This window comes from Sphingobacterium nematocida (genome assembly GCF_900168125.1).
GTDB lineage: Bacteria > Bacteroidota > Bacteroidia > Sphingobacteriales > Sphingobacteriaceae > Sphingobacterium > Sphingobacterium nematocida.
Genome location: NZ_FUZF01000003.1, coordinates 71,697 through 91,709, shown reverse-complemented (window position 1 = coordinate 91,709; position 20,013 = coordinate 71,697). Strand labels below are relative to the sequence as shown.

Sequence of the window (20,013 nt, the reverse complement as noted above, 5' to 3'; positions counted from 1 at the left end):
TGTGCCACACGTTGTATTATAGTTTATATTGTATCATATATCGTATATGAATTGTAATTTTGTGTGCAATTTCAGTATACCCTCCCGGCTAGTCGGGACAAGTTAATGACAGATAAGAAACAGGTTGTAAACCGATGAAATATCCATGTAGTACAGAGTGCACAGATATGCGTGAAAATACTTTGGATATTCCATTCCGATAAACCGACGTAAGGAGCTCGTCGAAGACAATCGGAACAAGTTAATGGCCGTTAAAAGACATTTATTTACATATGAATAATAAACAAAAGGAGTATAGTAAGGCTTGGGCTCTATTGCCATTGCTAGCATTTGTATTGATTTATTTTTCAACGTCTCTTTATTTGAAAGACTTTTATGCGGTTCCGGTGCTTGTCGTTTTTGTACTGAGTCTGTTTATTGCTTTTATTCAGTATCCAAAGAAGTCCTTTGCTGATAAATTAAAACATTTCTCTTTGGGATCCGGTGATGAGAATATATTGGTCATGATTCTTATTTTCTTGTTAGCAGGAGCTTTCGGCAGTATATCTAATTCAATAGGAGCAATTTCTTCCACTGTTAATTTTGCGCTAACGTACGTGTCACCTGGCTTCATAATTTCGGGTATCTTTTTGATCTCTTGTTTTATTTCTATTTCATTAGGTACTTCTGTTGGAACTATAGTTGCTTTAGCCCCAATAGCGGTGGGGTTTGAATCACATATCCCAGGTATAATGGCACTAGCCTTGGCTGCTGTAGTAGGCGGCGCAATGTTTGGGGACAATCTGTCCTTTATCTCGGATACAACTATTGCCGCTACACGCACACAAAATGTTGGTATGCGGGATAAATTTAAAGTGAATTTTGCAATTGTTTTTCCCGTGGCGGTCTTGGTATCTGTGATCTATTATTTCTTAGGATTGCAGTTCGAGCAGAAGATAAGTACATTGAGTGTTGCTGATTATGAATTGATAAAGATAGTCCCTTATCTTGTTGTTTTTCTTTTGGCAATATTTGGGTTGCAGGTTATTTGGACTTTAGGTGTTGGTGTTTTAGTCGCATTATGTATTGGTTTGCTGACGGGAGATATTAGTTTGCTAGAGAGTGTTGCCAGTGTCAACCAAGGTTTTGCCAGTATGTTTGAACTTAGTTTACTCTGTTTAGTTATAGGGGGAGTGGTTGGCGTGATCCGATTTAACGGTGGGATCGATTATTTGCTGAATACAATTCTTGGAAAGATACGGTCGCCTAAAGGTGCAGAGCTGGGGATTGGTATATTGACTGCACTTGTGAATTTGGCCCTCGCTAATAATACAATTACAATTGTGATTGTAGGGCCAATTGCAAAAGAAATATCGAATAAATTTTCCCTGAATCCTAAGAGGGTTGCTAGTATCTTGGATACGACTTCATGTTTTATACAAGGGGTAATTCCTTATGGAGCCCAGATACTTGCTGCATTAGCTGCTTCAGCAGCTGTTTTTGAAGGTGGTAGTGGAAAACCCGCTTTGCCTCCGTTTGAGCTAATACAATATTTATACTACCCATTTTTAACAGGTATTGCAACGTTGTTATTTATTGTTTTTTCGAAGCGAACAAAAAGTAATATCACCGATTAGACATAAAAAAGGGAGCTTATAAAGCTCCCTTTTTTATGTATTCTATATATTAATGTTTGAAATGTCTCACGCCTGTGGTTACCATTGCGATTCCTTTTTCATTGGCCATATCAATAGATAGTTGGTCTTTGATTGATCCACCTGGTTGTAATACGGCTGCTATTCCAGCTTCAGACGCTATTTCAACACAGTCAGGGAAAGGAAAGAAAGCGTCGGACGCCATAGATGAACCTATTAAATCAAAACCAAACGCATTAGCCTTTTCGATAGCTTGTTTTAAAGCATCAACACGAGAAGTCTGTCCTACACCCGAAGTTATTAAGGTTCCATTTTTGGCAAATACTATCGTATTTGATTTAGTATGCTTCACAATTTTGTTTGCAAAAAACAAATCCTCTAATTGGCTTGCTGTAGGTACGACAGTCGTGACAGCCGTCATTTGTTCAGGACCTTCAACCGTGTTATCTTTATCTTGTTGGATTACTCCATTCAACAACGTTTTGAATTGTTGTGTTGGTAATTCAACTTCTTTACGTACTAGAATGATGCGGTTTTTCTTTTCTGTCAGTATTGCTATTGCTTCTTCCGTATACGAAGGTGCGATGAGAACTTCAAAAAATAAGTTGTTTATTTCTTTCGCTGTCTCGCCATCAACTGTCCCATTTGTAATCAATACTCCACCAAAGGCTGATACTGGATCACAGGCCAAGGCATCTATCCACGCTTGTTTCACTGTTGAACGAGAAGCAACTCCACACGCATTCGTGTGCTTCAAGATGGCGAATGTCGGTTCTTGAAACTCATCAATGATAGCAACAGCTGCATCAACATCAACCAAATTGTTATAAGAAAGCTCTTTCCCATTCAACTTGTCAAACATAGCGTCAAGGTTACCGAAGAATACACCTTTTTGATGTGGGTTCTCACCGTAACGTAATACTTGAGCCTTTTGTTCAGACTGTTTGAACACTTCTAATGGTTCAGTTTGGTTGAAATAGTTGAATATTGCCGTATCATAATGCGAAGATGTGTTGAATGCACGTTTTGCAAAAGATTTACGTTGTTCCAGCGTGGTTGTCCCTTCTTGATTCGCTAAAATCTCTTCCAATTCTTTATAGTCATTTTTAGAGGAGATGATAACGACATCGTTAAAGTTCTTTGCAGCAGCTCGAATTAAGGATATTCCGCCAATATCAATTTTTTCGATAATGTCTTCATCAGCTGCGCCTGAAGCTACAGTCTCTTCAAATGGGTATAAGTCGACAATTACCAAGTCAATCTCAGGGATTTCGAATTGTTCTAGTTGTTTTTTGTCATCTTCTAATGGACGGCGGGATAAGATACCACCAAATATCTTTGGATGCAATGTCTTAACACGGCCTCCAAGAATAGAGGGATAGCTTGTTAAATCTTCAACACGTTCTACTCCAATTCCTAAATCACGGATAAAGGCTTCCGTACCGCCTGTAGAGTAGAAAGTAACTCCGTATTTGTTTAAAAGTTGGATAAGAGGGGCAAGGTTGTCTTTGTAATAGACCGAAACCAATGCATTTTTAATCTTAACAGGATGATTCATTATTTTTTTCTGAAAGTGTCAGTGTTTAATTGCCATCAAGAACTTTTTTGCCTGTTCCTAAGTGGTGTATGAAAGTTTTTATTTAAAGTTGCAAAGGTACTAAATTCTGTATTTAATCCCTATTGCTAACCTTGAAATTCGTGTAAAAACGAAAACTACTATTTTACAATGATCTATAAAAGCTTATCGGGCCAAGCTTCTTCATTGTAGAAGGCTTGGCCCGATAAGAGTTTTAATTGTATTTTTTTATGAGATTTTCTATTACTTTAGGATAGTGCAGATGTTCGAGTTGCTGTCCGTTAAATTTCAAAATCTCGAGTGTATCTCCTTTTTCCACCTTGAAACGCCCCTGATAGATAACCTCTCCTTCGTCAAATTTTTCATTAACGAAATGTATTGTGATACCATGTTCTTCATCGCCGGCTAGTAGGACCGCGTTATGAACACGGTCTCCATACATTCCTTTGCCACCGTGCTTCGGAAGAAGGCTAGGATGAATGTTTATAATCTTATTGGGGAAAGCATTTAAAAGATTCTGTGGAACAAGCCATAAAAAACCAGCTAATACCACTAAATCGATCTCTAATCTCTTCAGGAGGGATACGACCTCATCCGTTTGGTAAAAGTCGTGTCTGTCAAAAACATGTGATGGAATTTCAAAGTTGTCTGCACGCTGTAGTACGTAGGCATCAGGATTGTTGCTTAATACTAATGCAACTTCGGCATCATCAGAATACTTGAAGTGTTCCATGATTTTTTGTGCATTAGAACCTGAACCTGAAGCAAAAATAGCTATTCTCTTTTTCATTGAATAAATTGTTCTTTTACTTAATGGAGCTCTTATTTTGTAATACCTCCAAACTTAGCCAAAAATCTTGGTGTTTGCGATTTTTGTCGACTATTTTGTATCTATCACTTTACTTATTATCTGTGCACTTATCTGGTCAACAGAAAGAGCTGAATTGGATAAGACAATGATTGCGGATTTACTGTCCGGAATTAGTGCTAAGAATGATGAACTACCTCCTGTACCGCCGTTGTGCCAATACTGTATTACATCATTTGTCATATTCATATGCCAAGCTAAACCAATATCTGTTGACGGGGGTAAGTAATAGGTAAATTGTCGGGTGAGGGCGAACGCTTGTTCTAGTTTGCTTTCCGGCATTTTAAATTGAACCTGAGCAAATCTCAACATATCAGTGATTGTTGATTTTAATGCCCCTGTTGCCGCATAAGCCTGCCATTGCCACATCGGTACTTCAACGCCTGTACTATTGTAAACTTTGGCTGCTTGTTGCGTTTTTGGATTCACTTTTTCTACCGTATTTGCCATAGCCAGTGGTTGGGTGATGGTTTCCGATAAATATTGACCATAGGTCTTTTTTGTAATCAAGGAAATCAATTCACCTAATAAAGCAAAACCAGTGTTGCTATATTCAAATTTGTCGCCTGGGTCACTTTCCAGTTTTATGTTTTTTAAATAGGAAAACAACTCTTTGCGACCATAGTTCGCGTAAGGGTCAAGCATCGAGAATTTTGGAGCTTTATCTAGATTCGCTGCTAACCGTGGAAGACCTGAAGTGTGGTTTGCTAGGTGTTTGAAGGTAATCTTCTGGAGGTAAGTGTTTTGTGCTAAAGAGTCTGGTAGGAATTTGGTAATACTATCCTCAAGTGTTATGACTTGATTTTCGACCAAATTAGCCAATAGCGATGCCGTGAATACTTTCGTGATCGACCCTAATTCAAATAGCGTATTGTCTTTAGGGATAGAAAGGGAGTCGCCCTTAATAGTTTCGCCATAGTAGAAAGTATTGATTTTACCCTTATGGATTACTCCGATGGCTAGTGCCTGGGCATTTTTTTGCTCGATATATGTTTTCGCTATTGAATCAATAAATTCGTCTAGGGGATTTGTTTTAAGAACGATGGATTTTACGTTTTCCTTTTTCTCTGTCACTATTTCTTGATCCTGAATCTTAAATAGGTCGAAATGGAATGTACTATCTGTTTTTAGCAAAAGAGATGCTTTGTTTTTTCCTATGGTCAGATTGTAACCGGCTATCCCACTGCTAAACGTAGCTGGAATTGCTTCTTTGATCTGCCCAAAATTATAAAAGTATTGTAATGCTATTTCCAGGTTTTTGAAAGGAATATTTTTTTTAAAATCTGGACTAGCCATAGCATAAATAGAATCAGTTTGCTGTGTGTTAAAGAAATACTCTATTCTATTGTACACTATTCTATTGCTTTTTTCTAGGGCAGATTGAGAATAGGCAAAGCACCCATAGAATAAAGTAATAAGCGTGTATATTGCATTTTTGATCATGCTACAAAGCTACAAAAACAGTAAGTTATAATCCAATTGTTTGTTTTAAGCGTGCATAGCCTGATTTACTGATGTTGACTTTATCCCCATTTAACAACATCCCCCTATAGCTTTCTTTTTCCATAGGTTCAATCTTAGCTAATTGATCTACTTTGATAATGAAGGATCGGTGTACGCGGACAAATTGTTTAGCATCCAATTGTTTTTCGAAGGAAGACATTGTTTTGTTCTTTAAAAACATACCTTCTTTGGTGTGGATTTTAACGTAGTCATCATAGGCCTCCAGGTAGATTACCTGTTGGACAGGTATCAATTTGATTTGCGTCCCATTTTTAACAACTATGCGCTCCAATACATCTTCTTCGACTTCTTCTTGGAGATTTTTGATTGCCTTTTGCGCTTGGTTTGATCCGTGAATATTTCGAAATTTTTGTATAGCCTGTTTAAACCTATCTTCGGATATTGGTTTTAATAAGTAGTCTACCGCAGATTTTTCAAATGCTTTAATAGCAAACTCTTCAAAAGCGGTAGTGAATACCACATGTGGCATGTCATCTAGAATCTCTAGCATTTCAAAGCCTGTTAACTTAGGCATTTGAATATCCAAAAAAACTAAGTCTGGTTTATGTTGATGGATGGCCTTGGCTCCTTCGAAGCCATCACCACATTCTGCCACAACCTGGATATCACCTTCATTCTCTAAATATCCTTGCACGATCATGCGCGCTAGAGGTTCGTCATCAATTACAATTGCTTTAATCATGTTGAGGTATTTTAATGGTTGCTGTAAATTGGTTTTCTTTTTTTCTAATGCTTAACAAGTCTGTCCTACCGTAAATTAAGAATAGACGTCTTTGTATACTGGTTAGACCGAAGCCTGTTCCTTTCGAATTGTAAAATTGATCAGAGTCATATGGATTTGTAATTTCAATGGTCAACATGTGGGGTTCCATATTGATGATTGTTTCTATCAAAACATCTCCCGTTACATTGTACAAGCCGTGTTTTATAGCATTCTCCATCAGAGGCTGGACAATCATACTGGGTACTTTGGCCGTTAATACTTCTTCTGGATATATAAAGGTCGTGTTGAGGCGATGACCAAATCTTACTTTTTCAATTTCCAGATAGAGTTCAAGGTGTTTGATCTCATCAGCTAATTGTATCAGCTGTTTATCATCCTTTCTCAAAGTTCCTCTTAAGAAATCGGATAATTGAAATGTCATCTTTTTTGCTAGATCTGGTTTTACAGTAATCAATGCAATAATTGAATTCAAACTGTTGAATAGAAAATGTGGCTGAAGCTGTTGTCTCAAATTGTATAATTCAGCATCACGCACCAGTTTTTCTGATTCTTCTTTTCTTTTTTTGTTTTCGTGATATTCTTCTTGGATATTCCAAAAGATATTTATGATCATCACGCACATCAACAAAAGGAAGTTTATTATGAAACGGTAGGGAAGACGCTCATAATAATGATTGATGGAAGGATTATCAAAAAAACGAGTTGATGAAAAAAGTGATATCCCTAAACTCAGTATGGTCAACACAATACAAATAACTGTAATCTTAACATATTGATTCTTTCTAGGCATATAAAATTGCATAGAGCTGAATATCAGATAGCAACAGGCTGTAATGGATAAAGCTCCTATTGCTGGTTCTATGGGGTTAACTTTAAGAGGGTGAAACTCCCACCATAAGAGAAAGTAAGATGCTAGAAAATACAGTACAAAAATAGTCCATGCGCTGATGTGCATCAGCATGTTTTTTGATTTTAGTTTAAACATAGTTGAGGACATGGATTCCTGTTTAGCTATTTTTTATTGTTAAACTTCCGAATATAGAAGTACCCGTAATAAAGAGTTTTTTATTTTCATCAAATGGATGGTTGATAATTACACGTCTATCATCACTTTCGCCCATAATAGATGAAACAGAGGGTGATACTGTCCAGTGCGGAGGGACAATGATTTTAGTGCTACCAAATAATTGGAAGATATCAATTACTGCAGGCTGATTGAGATCTGCTTGTAACAGATTAACCTCTGTACTGCCGAAGATATTTGTCATCGTACCACCTAAAAAGTTTTTTGACAATACTATTTTTTTTGCACTTCCAAATATAGAGTCGATTTTTAGATAATTCTCCGCATAGTAGAACGCATTTCCTTTAGGAGCTCTTTGATCATTATATGTATTTTCCTCATTGAAGTTCTGCTTATTGGCACGCGGAGCTTCATATGAAGATTGTTGATCTGTAACGTCAATAACTCTCTTATCCCAGTCAAATTCATCGGTTGGATGTTGCGGTGTGTTTTCAGGCGGCGTCACTGGTATTTCAGGAACTTTACGATTTCTATTAATTATATAAATACCTAATATTATCGCTACTGCGGGGATCAATATTTTTCCGGGATTAAAATCCAGCATTTCCCTTAGCAGAAAAACTCCACCGATGGTAATTAGAATAAGTGAAGATTTTTTTTGGAACTTCGAATTAACACCTATTACAAGACCAATAATAATCAAAATCATTTGCCACCCAAAGATCCATCTAGGAAATAGATAGCCAAAGTCTAAGTTCTTCAACAGGAGAAAAAGACCGAACAATATGATTATGGCTCCAACTGTAGTTGAACTTTTATTATTATTTGGTGGAAGTACCGGTTTTTGTTGCATGTTGTCTGTTGTTTCCATTTCAATATTATTTATATCCCAAAAGTAGTCACTTCAACTAAATAGCCATATTGCTATTAGGTATATGATTTCTCTTGTTCGGTAAATGGCTTCATTTAGTCGGTGAAAATAACACACTTCTTACCGGAATTAAAATAATCTGTGAAAAATACATATTTTTTCAATAAAATTTGGATGTTTAAAATTAATTATTATATATTTATGGAATTAAAAAATAGGATTTAAACTTAAATACTTAACTAGACTAATGGGAGATTTTGAAAACAAAGAGCGTGAAGAAGTATTTTCAAAAAAGGTGAGAGCTGGAAAACGTACTTATTTTTTTGATGTAAAGGCTACGCGATCAAATGATTACTATGTGACTATCACTGAGAGCAAAAAGCGTTTTGAAGATGGTCAGTTTATCAAACACAAGATATTCTTATATAAAGAAGATTTTGAGAAATTTGCAGAAGGACTTACAGATGTGGTAGAATACATCAAATCAAATCAAGAAGTTGTTGAGAAGAGATACGAGCCTAGTCAAGATGATTCTGCATACGAAGGTAACGAGGAGTTGGTAGAAAAGAATAATTATTCATTCTAACCAAAAGCTTTTCAAAGGTTATAGCGAGCCACTTTTCAATAAAGTGGCTTTTTTCTGTATTATATGCACTATCATTAAATTATTAAGATGTTTAGTGGTTGCAGAAGATAAGTGTTTTTTTATGGTCGTTGCTGGACGACGGGTATTTCGTGGTAAATATGTTACAATAATCTTTACGGAAGCAACTAGGTGTTTTTTACTTTCGTAAAACTATTCTTTTTTAAATAAGTTATGAACAAATTGTTTAGTAGTCTTTTTGTGGTGTCCTTTTTGGTTTTTCAACAGCCAGTGGAAGGACAGACCAAACGTTTGAGTTTTGATGAATCCTGGGGCAGGGGATATACTGTTACCAAAGCCATTAATGGTTATATTGGTTGGGCGGATAAAGAAAACTATCTTGAGATGGATCAGTCTGACAGGAAAACTTATAAGGTAAATGTTAAGTCTGGGAAGCGAGAGCTGTATACCCCTCTACCCAGTAGCGATGTACAGGTTTTTGTAAAGGATAAAGATATTTATATCAAGTATGGCCAAGAAGCGGCAAAGCAAGTAACTAATTCGCCAGATAAAGAAGAACAAAATCCAACGTTATCGCCAGATGGTAAACGTATAGCGTTTACCCGAGCTAGTAATCTATTTAGCGTTAGTGTTGACGATGGAAAGGAACTTCAATATACCAATGATGGGACGGATGTGATATATAATGGTTGGTCTTCTTGGGTCTATTACGAAGAGATACTAGGGAGAGCTACTAATTATAAGGCATTTTGGTGGTCTCCTGATAGCAAGAAAATAGCTTTTATGCGTTTTGATGATTCTAAAGTACCGATGTTTCCTATTTACGTTTCAAAAGGTCAGAATGGCTATTTAGAAGAGACTAGATACCCAAAAGCAGGACAAGATAATCCTGAAGTAAAGATAGGGTTTGTAAAAGCGGAAGGATCGTCAGTTACTTGGGCCTCATTTAACGAAAAGGACGATCAATATTTTGGACAACCTTATTGGAGCTTTAATAGTGAATCTATTATGGTTCAATGGATGAACAGAGACCAGAATAATTTAAAGTTTTATGCAGTAGATCCTAATACAGGATTAAAAAAAGAGATTTATGATGAGGTACAGGCTACTTGGATTAATCTAGATCATGATGAACGAATTACTTATCTAGGAGATAATAAACATTATATCTTGAAATCGGATAAGACGGGGTGGGCACATTATTATTTGTATACCTTGGAAGGTAAGTTGTTAAATCCGATTACGCAAGGAGATTGGCAAGTGAGTTCTTTAGCTCATATTGATGAAAAGAGTAAGATTATTTATTTCACAGCCCGTAAAGAGAATTCAGCAACGATGGATTTATATAGAGTGGATTATTCCGGGAGAAATCTGAAACGATTGACTTTTGGTGATTTTACCCATAATGTAAATGTTTCTCCAGACGGAAAGTATTTCATTACAAACTATTCCAATGTAATTACACCTTCTAAGGTCGCCTTAGTGGATAACCAAGGTAAGGTGTTAAAAGAGTTGGCGGATTCTAAATCTGCGGATTTTGACAATTATAAAATTGGCAAGACAGCGTATTTTACGATTAAGTCTGAAGACGGTAAGTTTGATCTCCCTATCGTAATTACATATCCAACGGATTTTGATGAGCAAAAGGAATACCCCGTAATCATGAGTATTTATGGTGGGCCAGATGCTGGTACTGTTAAAAATACCTGGAAAGGTACATCTAATCAGTACTGGGCCAATGAAGGTGTTGTTCAGATCGCTTGTGATCACCGTGCTTCTGGGCATTTTGGCAAGCAAGGAGTGGCATTAATGCACAGAAATCTAGGACACTGGGAGATGATTGATTATATTACAGTTGCCAAATGGTTAAAATCCAAATCTTGGATTGCGAAAAACAAATTGTTGATTACGGGACATAGTTATGGAGGATATATGACTTGTCTAGCATTGACAAAAGGAGCCGACTATTTTGACTATGGTATCTCAGGGGCACCTGTTACAGGTTGGGAATTATACGATACGCATTATACCGAACGTTGGATGGATACGCCTCAAGATAACGCTGAAGGTTACAAAAATGGTTCAATTCTTACTTATGTTGACAAATATAAAGGTGGTTTAAGGATTATGCATGGTGATATGGATGATAACGTACATATGCAGAATACTATACAATTGGTTGACGCGTTGACTGATCGTAGTGTTCCATTTGAATTAATGATTTATCCTGGAAGCAGACACGGTTGGAATAGATCGAAGGTGGCTTACGACTTTAGAGAACGTGCTAGATTCTATTATCAATATCTATTAGAAAGGCCTTTGCCAAAAGAATTTAAATAATAGTTTATGCCGTTAGCTGATATTAAATCTAATAGCATTTAATTAGTATATCCTACAATTCATTGTTTTGCATCACTTTTCTAAAGTGATGCATTTTTTGTAGTATCATTCTTAGGAATATTCATGGGTTTGTTTTAATAATGTTACCTCTTGCTCAGACGATCATATTGCCTAGGAGAGAAGAGTTTAAAAAGATTTAGTTTCGGTTGATGTAATCCAAAAAATATATCATCTTTGCAGTATTATCCGTTTATATGTTAGAATTTTTAAAGGAAAGTACGTTTAAAGCAAATGATGTGTTTTTCAGAGCTTTAAATATTTTGAGAAAACACTATATATCTGTCGCTGGGTTGTGCTTTCTCTTATTTGTGACAAATAATCTGTCTACATTTTTAGCTATGTATCTTAGTGATATTACCGGTAGTGCTGTAAAGGTCTTATTGCTGCTTGTTTTTGTTGTTTTGTTTTTTGGATTACAACTGATTTTGATTAAAAGAGCTATATTACTTGCTAATAATGTAGAACATGCGGAACTAATGACTTATGTTCCATCTGTTAAGCAATTCTTTAATTTTTTATTAGGGCTTATTACATATTCTATCTTGACGAGTTTAATATATCTGGGATGTTCTATTGTATGTATGCCTTTGTTATATATGAATGTAGATATGGATACCATTTTGTGGGAGATCAATCCATTGTTGACAGGTATTGTCATGATGTTGGTTTTAATCCGCATATCTTTCTTTCCTTTTTTTATTTTAGAAAAGAATTATAATGTATTTAGGGCAGGAAGATTGAGCGTCGCTTTTACAAAGGGAAATGTTGTGAATTTGTTGATCTTGATGTTGGTTCTGGCTTCTGCCTATATTTTACAATTGACATTTGAATACTTTGAGTACCCGTTATTGGCCAAGATTTCGAGCCTATTGAATACCTTTATCATCATTCCTTCCGTGAGTTTGGTTATGGCAGTGGCTTATGTCGATATGATGAAGGAGTATAAGGGAAGTGATGATCCAGAGTTATTGAAAAATATTATTTAAGTAAAGGGATAAGTGGAGAAGAAGAAAAGTGTAGCTATATTAGGATCAACAGGAAGTATCGGGACTCAAGCCCTCGATGTCGTTAGATCTTTCCCCGACAAGTTTGAAGTCTCTGCATTGACTGCCAGTAATAGTGTCGATTTGTTAATTCGACAAGCATTGGAGTTTAAGCCAGAAGTCGTTGTCATTATCAAAGAAGAATACTACAGTCAGGTAAAGGCTGCATTAGCAAATATAGAATGTAGAGTGCTTGTCGGTGAAGAAGGACTGATTGAGGCTGCTACTCTGGTGGGAGTTGAAGTGGTCTTGAATGCTATTGTTGGAGCAGCTGGATTGCGTCCTACAGTCGAGGCCATAAAGTGTGGTAAAGACATTGCCTTAGCAAATAAAGAGACTCTTGTCATTGCTGGGGAGCTTGTCATGGATCTGGCTCGCAAGCATAATGTAAAGATGTTGCCTGTAGATTCAGAGCATTCTGCAATCTTTCAATGCCTAGTAGGTGAAGATAATGCGATTGAAAAAATATACCTTACGGCATCTGGTGGGCCATTTCGGGGGAAAACTGCTGAGGACCTCGCAAGGGTTACGAGGGAGCAGGCTCTGAAACATCCAAACTGGGCGATGGGTGCAAAGATCACAATAGATTCCGCTTCTTTGATGAATAAGGGGCTAGAGGTGATTGAAGCAAAATGGTTGTTTGATTTAGAATTGTCTCAAATTGATGTAATAGTACATCCACAATCCATTATACACTCTATCGTGCAGTTTGAAGATGGTTCTATGAAGGCTCAAATGGGAGTTCCCGATATGAAGGTACCCATTCAATATGCATTGACCTATCCTAAGCGATTAAAGAATGAGTTTAAGCGGTTTAATTTTTTGGATTACGCTGAACTAACTTTTGAACGACCAGATTTCGATACTTTCAAAAATCTAGGGTTGGCTTATGAAGCTTTAAAAGAAGGGGGAAATAGATGTTGTATTTTAAATGCGGCAAACGAGATTGCAGTAGATGCCTTTTTACAGGATAGGGTGTCATTCCTAGGAATGTCGGATATTTTAGAGAAGACATTATGTCATATTGGTAACCGTGAAAATCTTAATTTAAACGATTACATAGCTTTTGATCAAGAAAGTAGGCTTGTGGCACGAGATTTAATAAGTAAGTTGAGAAACTAAAATTTAATAGATGGGAACATTAGTGATGATTGGACAGGTTATTTTAGCGCTGTCTATTTTAATTATATTACACGAACTGGGGCATTTTTTAGCCGCTCGAATGTTTGGTATTAAGGTCGAAAAGTTTTATTTGTTTTTCGATGCTTGGGGCGTTAAACTTTTCAAGTTCAATTATAAAGGTTGTGAATATGGTATAGGCTGGTTGCCTTTAGGTGGTTATGTTAAGATTGCCGGTATGATAGATGAATCTATGGATGCCGAACAGATGAAGGCGGAACCCAAACCGTGGGAGTTTCGTTCAAAACCAGCTTGGCAGCGTCTTATAGTTATGCTGGGTGGTATTATTGTTAATGTTATCGTAGGTATAGTTGTATTCTGGATGATTACATTCAAGTACGGAGAGGCTGATTTTGATAATACAAAGTTGTATGGTGTCAAACCTGGTATAATAGGACAAAATATAGGACTTAAAGATGGAGATAAGATTATTGCCGTAAATGGAAATAAGGCAAATTTATTCTACAAGGATTTGATGACCTCTGACGTCTTGATGGGAGATGCAACGCTACAGGTTGAAAGAGCTGGAAAGACATTGGATGTTGTTTTACCTGCTACGATGTTAAACGAAATCGCGGAGCATAAAAGAAATGAATTTGTAACACCTATCTTTAAAATGGCTCCGGTGGATTCTGTTTATAAAGAGTCTCGGGCTGAAAAGATGGGACTGTTAAAAGGAGATAGCATCGTAGGAATTAATGGAGTTAAAGTGGATCGTTTTGATGTTTTTCAAGAAGAGCTAGCTAAGAGTAAAGGGAAGGAAATCAAGCTGGACGTGATGCGTGGTGTAGATTCGCTGCAACTGGTTGCTGCTGCCGATACGTCATCGATTTTAGGATTTACTAATCCTCAGCCTATCGTGAGGTACAACTATGCTTTTGCTGAGTCTCTACCTATTGGTGTAAACAAAGCTTTCTCGGTCATCACAGATAATATTAAAGGATTTGGCAAGATATTCAAAGGGGAGGTTCGTGCAGATAAAGCTCTTTCTGGACCTGTAGGTATTGCCAAAATGTTTGGTAAAGAGGTCGATTGGATGCGTTTTTGGACACTTGTAGGGACATTATCTATGGCCCTCGCTTTTATGAATTTATTACCTATCCCAGCGTTGGATGGTGGGCATGTGATTTTCTTGCTTGTAGAAATGGTACAAGGAAAGCCATTAAGTGATAAATTCTTAGAGACAGCTCAAATGGTGGGATTTTTCATACTGATCGCGCTGATGCTCTTTACATTTGGGAATGATATTTTAAAGTGGTAAGTTTTTTATAAAGAGTTACGCTAAAAGAGCCTGCATAGTACTATGCAGGCTCTTTTGTTTAAATGAGTTAGAATATGTATGTCTCAAAATAATTCTTTAACTAAAGTTATTACATAGCTGGATGTTCGATTTGTATAATGATTGTTGATTATTAATGATTTATAAAAATAGTACTTTTGAAATATTGTCAACTTCTGTAGCTTTGATTTAATATGAAATCTAAAAAGATGAAAGAGAAATCTACATTAGAGGAGATTGAGAAGCGTTTTGATCTCGATGTCGAACGTTTTTCAAATCTTGAAACAGGTCAAGCGACTACCCTTGATGCGACATTTAACATGAACCTTTTCGCCGAAGGAATAGCAGCGGTTTATCCCGGATTAACCGCTGTTTTGGATGTAGGTTGTGGAGCTGGTAATTACGATGTCAAGCTGTTGTCACATGTTAAACCACTTGATATTACCTTGGTTGATTTAAGTAGACCTATGCTTGATAGAGCGAAAGAACGGATAGAGCAGATTAATGAAGGTGGTAGCGTGACCTGTTTACAAGGAGATCTTAGAGATATAAATATTCCAAATGAATCATTCGATGTCATTATAGCTACTGCTGTTTTGCATCATCTTCGCGAAGAGGAAGATTGGAAACAGACTTTTGCTAAGTTTTATCATTTGCTACGAAAAGGGGGGAGTATTTGGATTTTTGATTTGGTTGAACAAGCCACTCCTGAGCTACAGCAGCTTGTTTACACGGAAAAGTATGGGCAATATCTGACATCCCTACGAAATGAATCATATCGAGATCATGTATTTGATTATATAGAAAAGGAGGATAGTCCCCGATCTCTGATGTTTCAGATTGATACGATGCGAGAGATAGGTTTTTCTAAAGTAGATATATTACATAAGAATTTGTGTTTCGCTAGCTTTGTTGCGTTTAAATAAATGTAATGAGTGTTATGGTGTTATTTTTTGTTAAGTATCTATTTATCATTTCGTTTGCTAAATAATTTGACTTAAATTGTAAAATAGATTAGAGATTATCATCGTTTCAATAACTAATTAAACACTATGAGAAAATTATTAACACTTCTTTTTATCATTCCTCTTTTCTTGACGGGTCAGGAAAAAGGTATTCAATTTGAACACAATGGCAATTGGGAAAAGGTAAAAGCCAAGGCGAAAGCTGAGAATAAGCATATTTTTGTGGATTGTTTTACGACTTGGTGTGGTCCTTGTATATGGATGGCAGAGAATGTATTTCCGCAAGAAAATGTGGGTTCTTTTTTTAATGCTAACTTTGTAAATCTTAAACTTCAGATGGATCAGACTAAGAAGGATTCTGATGAAGTTAAATCCTGGTATACCGAGGCGACTAGATTTGCTAAGGATTATGATGTTCGGGCGTATCCTACTTTTCTTATTTTTTCACCCGATGGTGAACTTGTACATCGTATGGTGGGAGGGGGAGAGGCTGAGGCATTTATTGCAAGGGCGAAAGAAGGACTTGATCCTGAGACACAGTATGTGACGTTAGTCAAGAAGTTTGAAGCCAACCCGAAAGACGCAGCAATCGCGAAGAGTTTGGCAAAGGCTGCACAATCTGCTTATGATGAACCTATGGCGAGCAAAGCCATTGCAGCCTTTATTGCGACAGCAGGAGTTGATGGAGCTTTGACCTCGGAGAATATTGACTTGCTGTTACAAGGGGCGACTTCCAGTAAGAGCGCCTCTTATGGTATTATAAAAGATAACATGAAGAAAGTTGATCTTTTGCTAGTTGAAAGGAAAAGTGAAAAAACTAGTAATGATGTTCTGTCTGCTGTATTAACTAGGGAGTTGATTATGCCGAAAATGAGTAGAAATGAATATACTCCTGTGGATTTTGTCGAGCTTCAAAAGGAAATTGAAAAGGCTCATCCTTATGTAGATATGAAGTCCTCAATAGCACTATCTAAAGCTCAGTATTACGGTTTTCACAAAGATTGGCCTATTTTTAAAGATGCGGTTAATGAATTTGTACAGCTAAGTAATAAAGCCGTTTCTCCAGAGATGTTAAACTCATTTGCGTGGACGATTTTTGAAAATTGTAATGATGCTGCGTGTATCACGTCCGCGTTAACTTGGAGTAAACGTTCATTAGAGGGAGGTGAAAATGCAGCTTACCTAGATACCTATGCAAATCTTTTGTATAAATCAGGTGACAAAATAAATGCCATAAAATGGCAGGAAAAAGCATTAGGAGTAGCTTCCGCTAGCGAAAAAGAAAATTATCAAGTTACACTTAATAAGATGAAGGCGGGGCAGCCCACCTGGGAATAAGAATATAAGACCTAAAAAATAAGAGCCTCAATTTATTGAGGCTCTTATTTTTACTCGTGAACAACACCCATTTTGCTGAACTTGTCTATTCTCTCTGAGACAAGCACATCAGGTGCTTTCGCTTTTAATATTTCTAAATCGTTTAGAATCTGTGTCTTTAGATTATTTGCAGCCTCTTCTGGATTCTGGTGTGCACCGCCTAAAGGTTCAGGAATGATACCATCGATTAAGCCATTAGTTAGCATATCCTTCCCGGTTAATTTCAGCGCTTCAGCAGCACGCTCTTTATGATCCCAGCTTCTCCATAAAATAGAAGAACAAGATTCTGGCGATATAACAGAATACCAGGTGTTTTCCATCATGTATACACGATCACCAATACCAATTCCTAATGCTCCACCCGAAGCCCCTTCGCCAATAACGATACAGATGACAGGTACTTTGAGCACAGACATCTCCAAAAGGTTTCTTGCTATTGCTTCTCCTTGGCCACGTTCTTCAGCTTCTAGACCCGGATAAGCCCCCATAGTATCGATAAGTGTTACGATAGGTTTGTTAAACTTTTCCGCCATCTTCATTAGACGAAGCGCTTTGCGATATCCTTCAGGGTTGGCCATACCAAAGTTGCGGTACTGTCTTTCCTTCGTGTTTTTACCTTTTTGATGTCCGATAACCATAACCGATTGGCCGCCAATGGAAGCAAAGCCTCCAATGATAGCTTTATCATCTTTTACAGTCCGATCACCATGCAATTCGATAAACTCATCACAGATCATATCAACGTAGTCAAATGTCTGCGGTCTATCAGGATGCCGTGACATCTGCACTTTTTGCCAACCTGTCATGTTTTTGTATACATCGACCGTTGTTTCAGCAAGTTTTTCTTCAAGTTCACGGATTGTAGCACTCATATCAACTTTCGTTTTCTCTGCTACTTGGTGAACTTTCTCTATTTGAGTTTGCAAATCTGCAATTGGCTTTTCAAAATCAAATGTTGTTTCCATATTTAAAAACGGTTTCGTTTTAGGAGGGCTAAGTTAGTGTATTTTTTGGTGATTCTAAAACAGTTTTATGCTTAAATAGTAACGTCAATTGTTCAAAAATTAGTAGATTAGGCATCTCTAGAGAATTCATAAAAATGATAGAAAAGACTAATACAAGTAAATTTCCGTTTACATTCGTTATAAAGATTATTCTTTTAGCAATAACAATTACACTCTTTTTTAACGTCACCAAGGAAGATGAGACTATGTGGTGGTATCAGGTTTTAAGAGGCGTTTATTTTTTTCTAGTCCCTAGTATTGTTGTATCTATTGCACGTTTTGTTATTATCTCTTTTTATAATGCACGTCATGCTAAAGTTGCGGTACGTGGTAATTTTGTCTTGGGTATAAATCGTCTTACGGCGATGTTAAATGCCGTATTTGTTATTATTGCTTTGATGATAGCGTTTGGGATTAAGCCAATAGAGTTTCTTACCAGTCTTACTATAGTAGCGATGGCTATAGCGGTTTTGTTTAGAGACTATATTACGAATATGTTGAGCGGATTATTTATTATGTTTTCTGAACAGCTTTCGGTGGGGGATAGGATTAAAGTCGGTGATCAAAAAGGTAGGATTGTAGATATTACGTTTGCAAATATCGAATTACAAAATGATGAAGATGACATTGTGATGATTCCTAATAATCTTGTTTTTACGAATCCAATGGTTAATCTATCGGCGCATCGGTCCAATTTATTCACTGTAAAATTTGAATTACCATTAGCTATACCCATCTCGGTCGATCAACTAGAAAGCGATATCCGTTCGACTTTAACAAATCACCCCAATCTTGCACCTACGAACGAGCTTGATCTGGAAGTCGTTGAAATAGGAAAGGATTTTGTACGGTATAAAATCGAACTCTACGCTGTTAGTAGTAGCAATAAACTTCATAAAAGTATTGAAAACGAAATCCTAAAATATATCTTGGACTTTAAGCATAGACAGGCTAAATCTTTCTAACTTTAATACTCTCTACAAAGTGATTTGATCCTTTTTGCAATATTAAATCAGCGCGATATTTGGTCGGAAGGATATTATCATGGAGGTTTGGTTTGTTGATCTCGTTCCATATCTGCGTAGCCATATCACGACTCTCCTCTAGGGTCATATCTGCATATTTATGGAAATAAGAGGTTGGGTCTTGGAAAGCTGTAGCTCGTAACGATTCAAATCGATTAATGTACCATGAAATAATGTCTTTTTCCAAAGCATCAACATAGATAGAGAAGTCAAAGAAATCGGAAACAAACACCTTGTTATTCTGACCTTTTTGTGAGTTTACCTGTAATACGTTGATTCCTTCCAATATCAATATATCAGGTTCATTAAGCAATTGGTCTTCTTTAGGTATTACATCATACTCCAAATGCGAATACATCGGTACGGAAATAGATGAGATTCCTGATTTGATTGCAGAAAGGAAATGTAAAAGTTTTTTTGTGTCATAACTTTCAGGAAATCCTTTTCTGTTCATTATGTTTTTATCAGCAAGTACTTTATTGGGAAATAAAAAGCCATCTGTAGTCACCAATTCCACTTTCGGTTTATTGGGGAGTAAAGACAGTACTTTTTTGAGAACCCGAGCAGTTGTGCTTTTTCCGACTGCTACAGACCCCGCTATACCGATAATAAAAGGTAGTTTTTGTTGGTTTCTTTGAAAAAAAGAGTTACTGTCGTCGCGTATCGTATCGTAATTTTTAATATGAAGTTCGATCAGATGTGCTAGAGGAAAATAAATTTCTTCAATTTCCTTCATATTTAAAGGCTCGTTAAGCGCATGCAACAAATTGATATCTGTAGATTCCAGATTCAGGTTAAACTGTCCATTTAGATCCTTCCACTCTTCTCTTTCAAATTGTTGGTATGGACTACTTAATACGAGTTCCTCTTGTGATGACGACATTAGTGACTTATTTTGATGGCGCAAATATAATAC

17 protein-coding genes are annotated in these 20,013 nt (G+C 36.7%); 9 read left to right on the top strand and 8 right to left on the bottom strand.

Annotation, left to right across the window (positions count from 1 at the left end; all coding sequences use genetic code 11):
* The first annotated feature begins 272 nt into the window (after positions 1–272).
* Positions 273–1,616: a Na+/H+ antiporter NhaC family protein gene (locus tag B5X76_RS04830; protein WP_079641765.1), complete on the top strand. Its 1,344-nt coding sequence runs from the start codon at positions 273–275 to the stop codon at positions 1,614–1,616.
* Positions 1,617–1,665: 49 nt separating this feature from the next.
* Here B5X76_RS04830 and purH read toward each other — a convergent pair whose 3' ends face one another.
* From purH to B5X76_RS04800, 6 genes are all read right to left on the bottom strand, one after another.
* Positions 1,666–3,192, bottom strand: coding sequence for a bifunctional phosphoribosylaminoimidazolecarboxamide formyltransferase/IMP cyclohydrolase (purH, locus tag B5X76_RS04825; RefSeq protein ID WP_079641763.1), 1,527 nt, complete (start codon positions 3,190–3,192; stop codon positions 1,666–1,668).
* Between the two features lie 232 nt (positions 3,193–3,424).
* The gene (gene purN / locus B5X76_RS04820; RefSeq protein ID WP_079641761.1) at positions 3,425–4,000 is read right to left on the bottom strand and encodes a phosphoribosylglycinamide formyltransferase; all 576 of its coding nucleotides are present in this window, start codon (positions 3,998–4,000) and stop codon (positions 3,425–3,427) included.
* A gap of 90 nt (positions 4,001–4,090) precedes the next feature.
* Positions 4,091–5,431 carry a serine hydrolase domain-containing protein gene (locus tag B5X76_RS04815; protein ID WP_176140992.1) on the bottom strand — a complete coding sequence of 447 codons (1,341 nt, stop codon included), beginning with the start codon at positions 5,429–5,431 and terminating at the stop codon, positions 4,091–4,093.
* A 115-nt stretch (positions 5,432–5,546) separates the two neighbouring features.
* Positions 5,547–6,284, bottom strand: a complete 738-nt coding sequence (locus tag B5X76_RS04810) for a LytR/AlgR family response regulator transcription factor (protein ID WP_079641757.1) — start codon at positions 6,282–6,284, stop codon at positions 5,547–5,549.
* Entirely contained in the window at positions 6,277–7,311 is a 1,035-nt protein-coding gene (locus tag B5X76_RS04805) for a sensor histidine kinase (protein ID WP_079641755.1), read from the bottom strand. The genes B5X76_RS04810 and B5X76_RS04805 overlap by 8 nt, the downstream gene beginning before the upstream one ends.
* Positions 7,312–7,333: 22 nt before the next feature.
* A complete protein-coding gene (locus B5X76_RS04800) occupies positions 7,334–8,221 on the bottom strand; it encodes a LiaF transmembrane domain-containing protein (protein ID WP_079641753.1) in 888 nt (295 codons plus the stop codon).
* A gap of 247 nt (positions 8,222–8,468) precedes the next feature.
* Here B5X76_RS04800 and B5X76_RS04795 point away from each other — a divergent pair, with 247 nt between their 5' ends.
* From B5X76_RS04795 to B5X76_RS04765, 7 genes are all read left to right on the top strand, one after another.
* Positions 8,469–8,807, top strand: a complete 339-nt coding sequence (locus tag B5X76_RS04795; protein WP_079641751.1) for a DUF3276 family protein — start codon at positions 8,469–8,471, stop codon at positions 8,805–8,807.
* Positions 8,808–9,038: 231 nt separating this feature from the next.
* On the top strand, positions 9,039–11,165 hold the full coding sequence (locus B5X76_RS04790; RefSeq protein WP_079641749.1) for a S9 family peptidase: 2,127 nt from the start codon (positions 9,039–9,041) through the stop codon (positions 11,163–11,165).
* Between the two features lie 254 nt (positions 11,166–11,419).
* Positions 11,420–12,211 (top strand): hypothetical protein, encoded by a 792-nt coding sequence (locus B5X76_RS04785; RefSeq protein WP_079641747.1) that lies wholly within the window; start codon positions 11,420–11,422, stop codon positions 12,209–12,211.
* Between the two features lie 12 nt (positions 12,212–12,223).
* Positions 12,224–13,390, top strand: a complete 1,167-nt coding sequence (locus B5X76_RS04780) for a 1-deoxy-D-xylulose-5-phosphate reductoisomerase (RefSeq protein WP_079641745.1) — start codon at positions 12,224–12,226, stop codon at positions 13,388–13,390.
* A gap of 10 nt (positions 13,391–13,400) precedes the next feature.
* On the top strand, positions 13,401–14,708 hold the full coding sequence (gene rseP, locus B5X76_RS04775) for an RIP metalloprotease RseP (protein ID WP_079641743.1): 1,308 nt from the start codon (positions 13,401–13,403) through the stop codon (positions 14,706–14,708).
* A 227-nt stretch (positions 14,709–14,935) separates the two neighbouring features.
* Positions 14,936–15,652, top strand: coding sequence for a class I SAM-dependent methyltransferase (locus B5X76_RS04770; RefSeq protein ID WP_079642267.1), 717 nt, complete (start codon positions 14,936–14,938; stop codon positions 15,650–15,652).
* 126 nt (positions 15,653–15,778) lie between these two features.
* The gene (locus B5X76_RS04765; RefSeq protein ID WP_079641741.1) at positions 15,779–17,029 is read left to right on the top strand and encodes a thioredoxin family protein; all 1,251 of its coding nucleotides are present in this window, start codon (positions 15,779–15,781) and stop codon (positions 17,027–17,029) included.
* 50 nt (positions 17,030–17,079) lie between these two features.
* Here the strand turns inward: B5X76_RS04765 and B5X76_RS04760 are convergent, their stop codons facing one another.
* On the bottom strand, positions 17,080–18,033 hold the full coding sequence (locus B5X76_RS04760) for an acetyl-CoA carboxylase carboxyltransferase subunit alpha (protein WP_079641739.1): 954 nt from the start codon (positions 18,031–18,033) through the stop codon (positions 17,080–17,082).
* Positions 18,034–18,167: 134 nt separating this feature from the next.
* Here B5X76_RS04760 and B5X76_RS04755 point away from each other — a divergent pair, with 134 nt between their 5' ends.
* Positions 18,168–19,037: a mechanosensitive ion channel family protein gene (locus B5X76_RS04755; RefSeq protein WP_079641737.1), complete on the top strand. Its 870-nt coding sequence runs from the start codon at positions 18,168–18,170 to the stop codon at positions 19,035–19,037.
* Here the strand turns inward: B5X76_RS04755 and coaA are convergent.
* Positions 19,024–19,980, bottom strand: coding sequence for a type I pantothenate kinase (gene coaA / locus B5X76_RS04750; protein WP_079641735.1), 957 nt, complete (start codon positions 19,978–19,980; stop codon positions 19,024–19,026). The two genes, B5X76_RS04755 and coaA, sit on opposite strands and share 14 nt — an antisense overlap.
* Positions 19,981–20,013 lie beyond the last annotated feature (33 nt).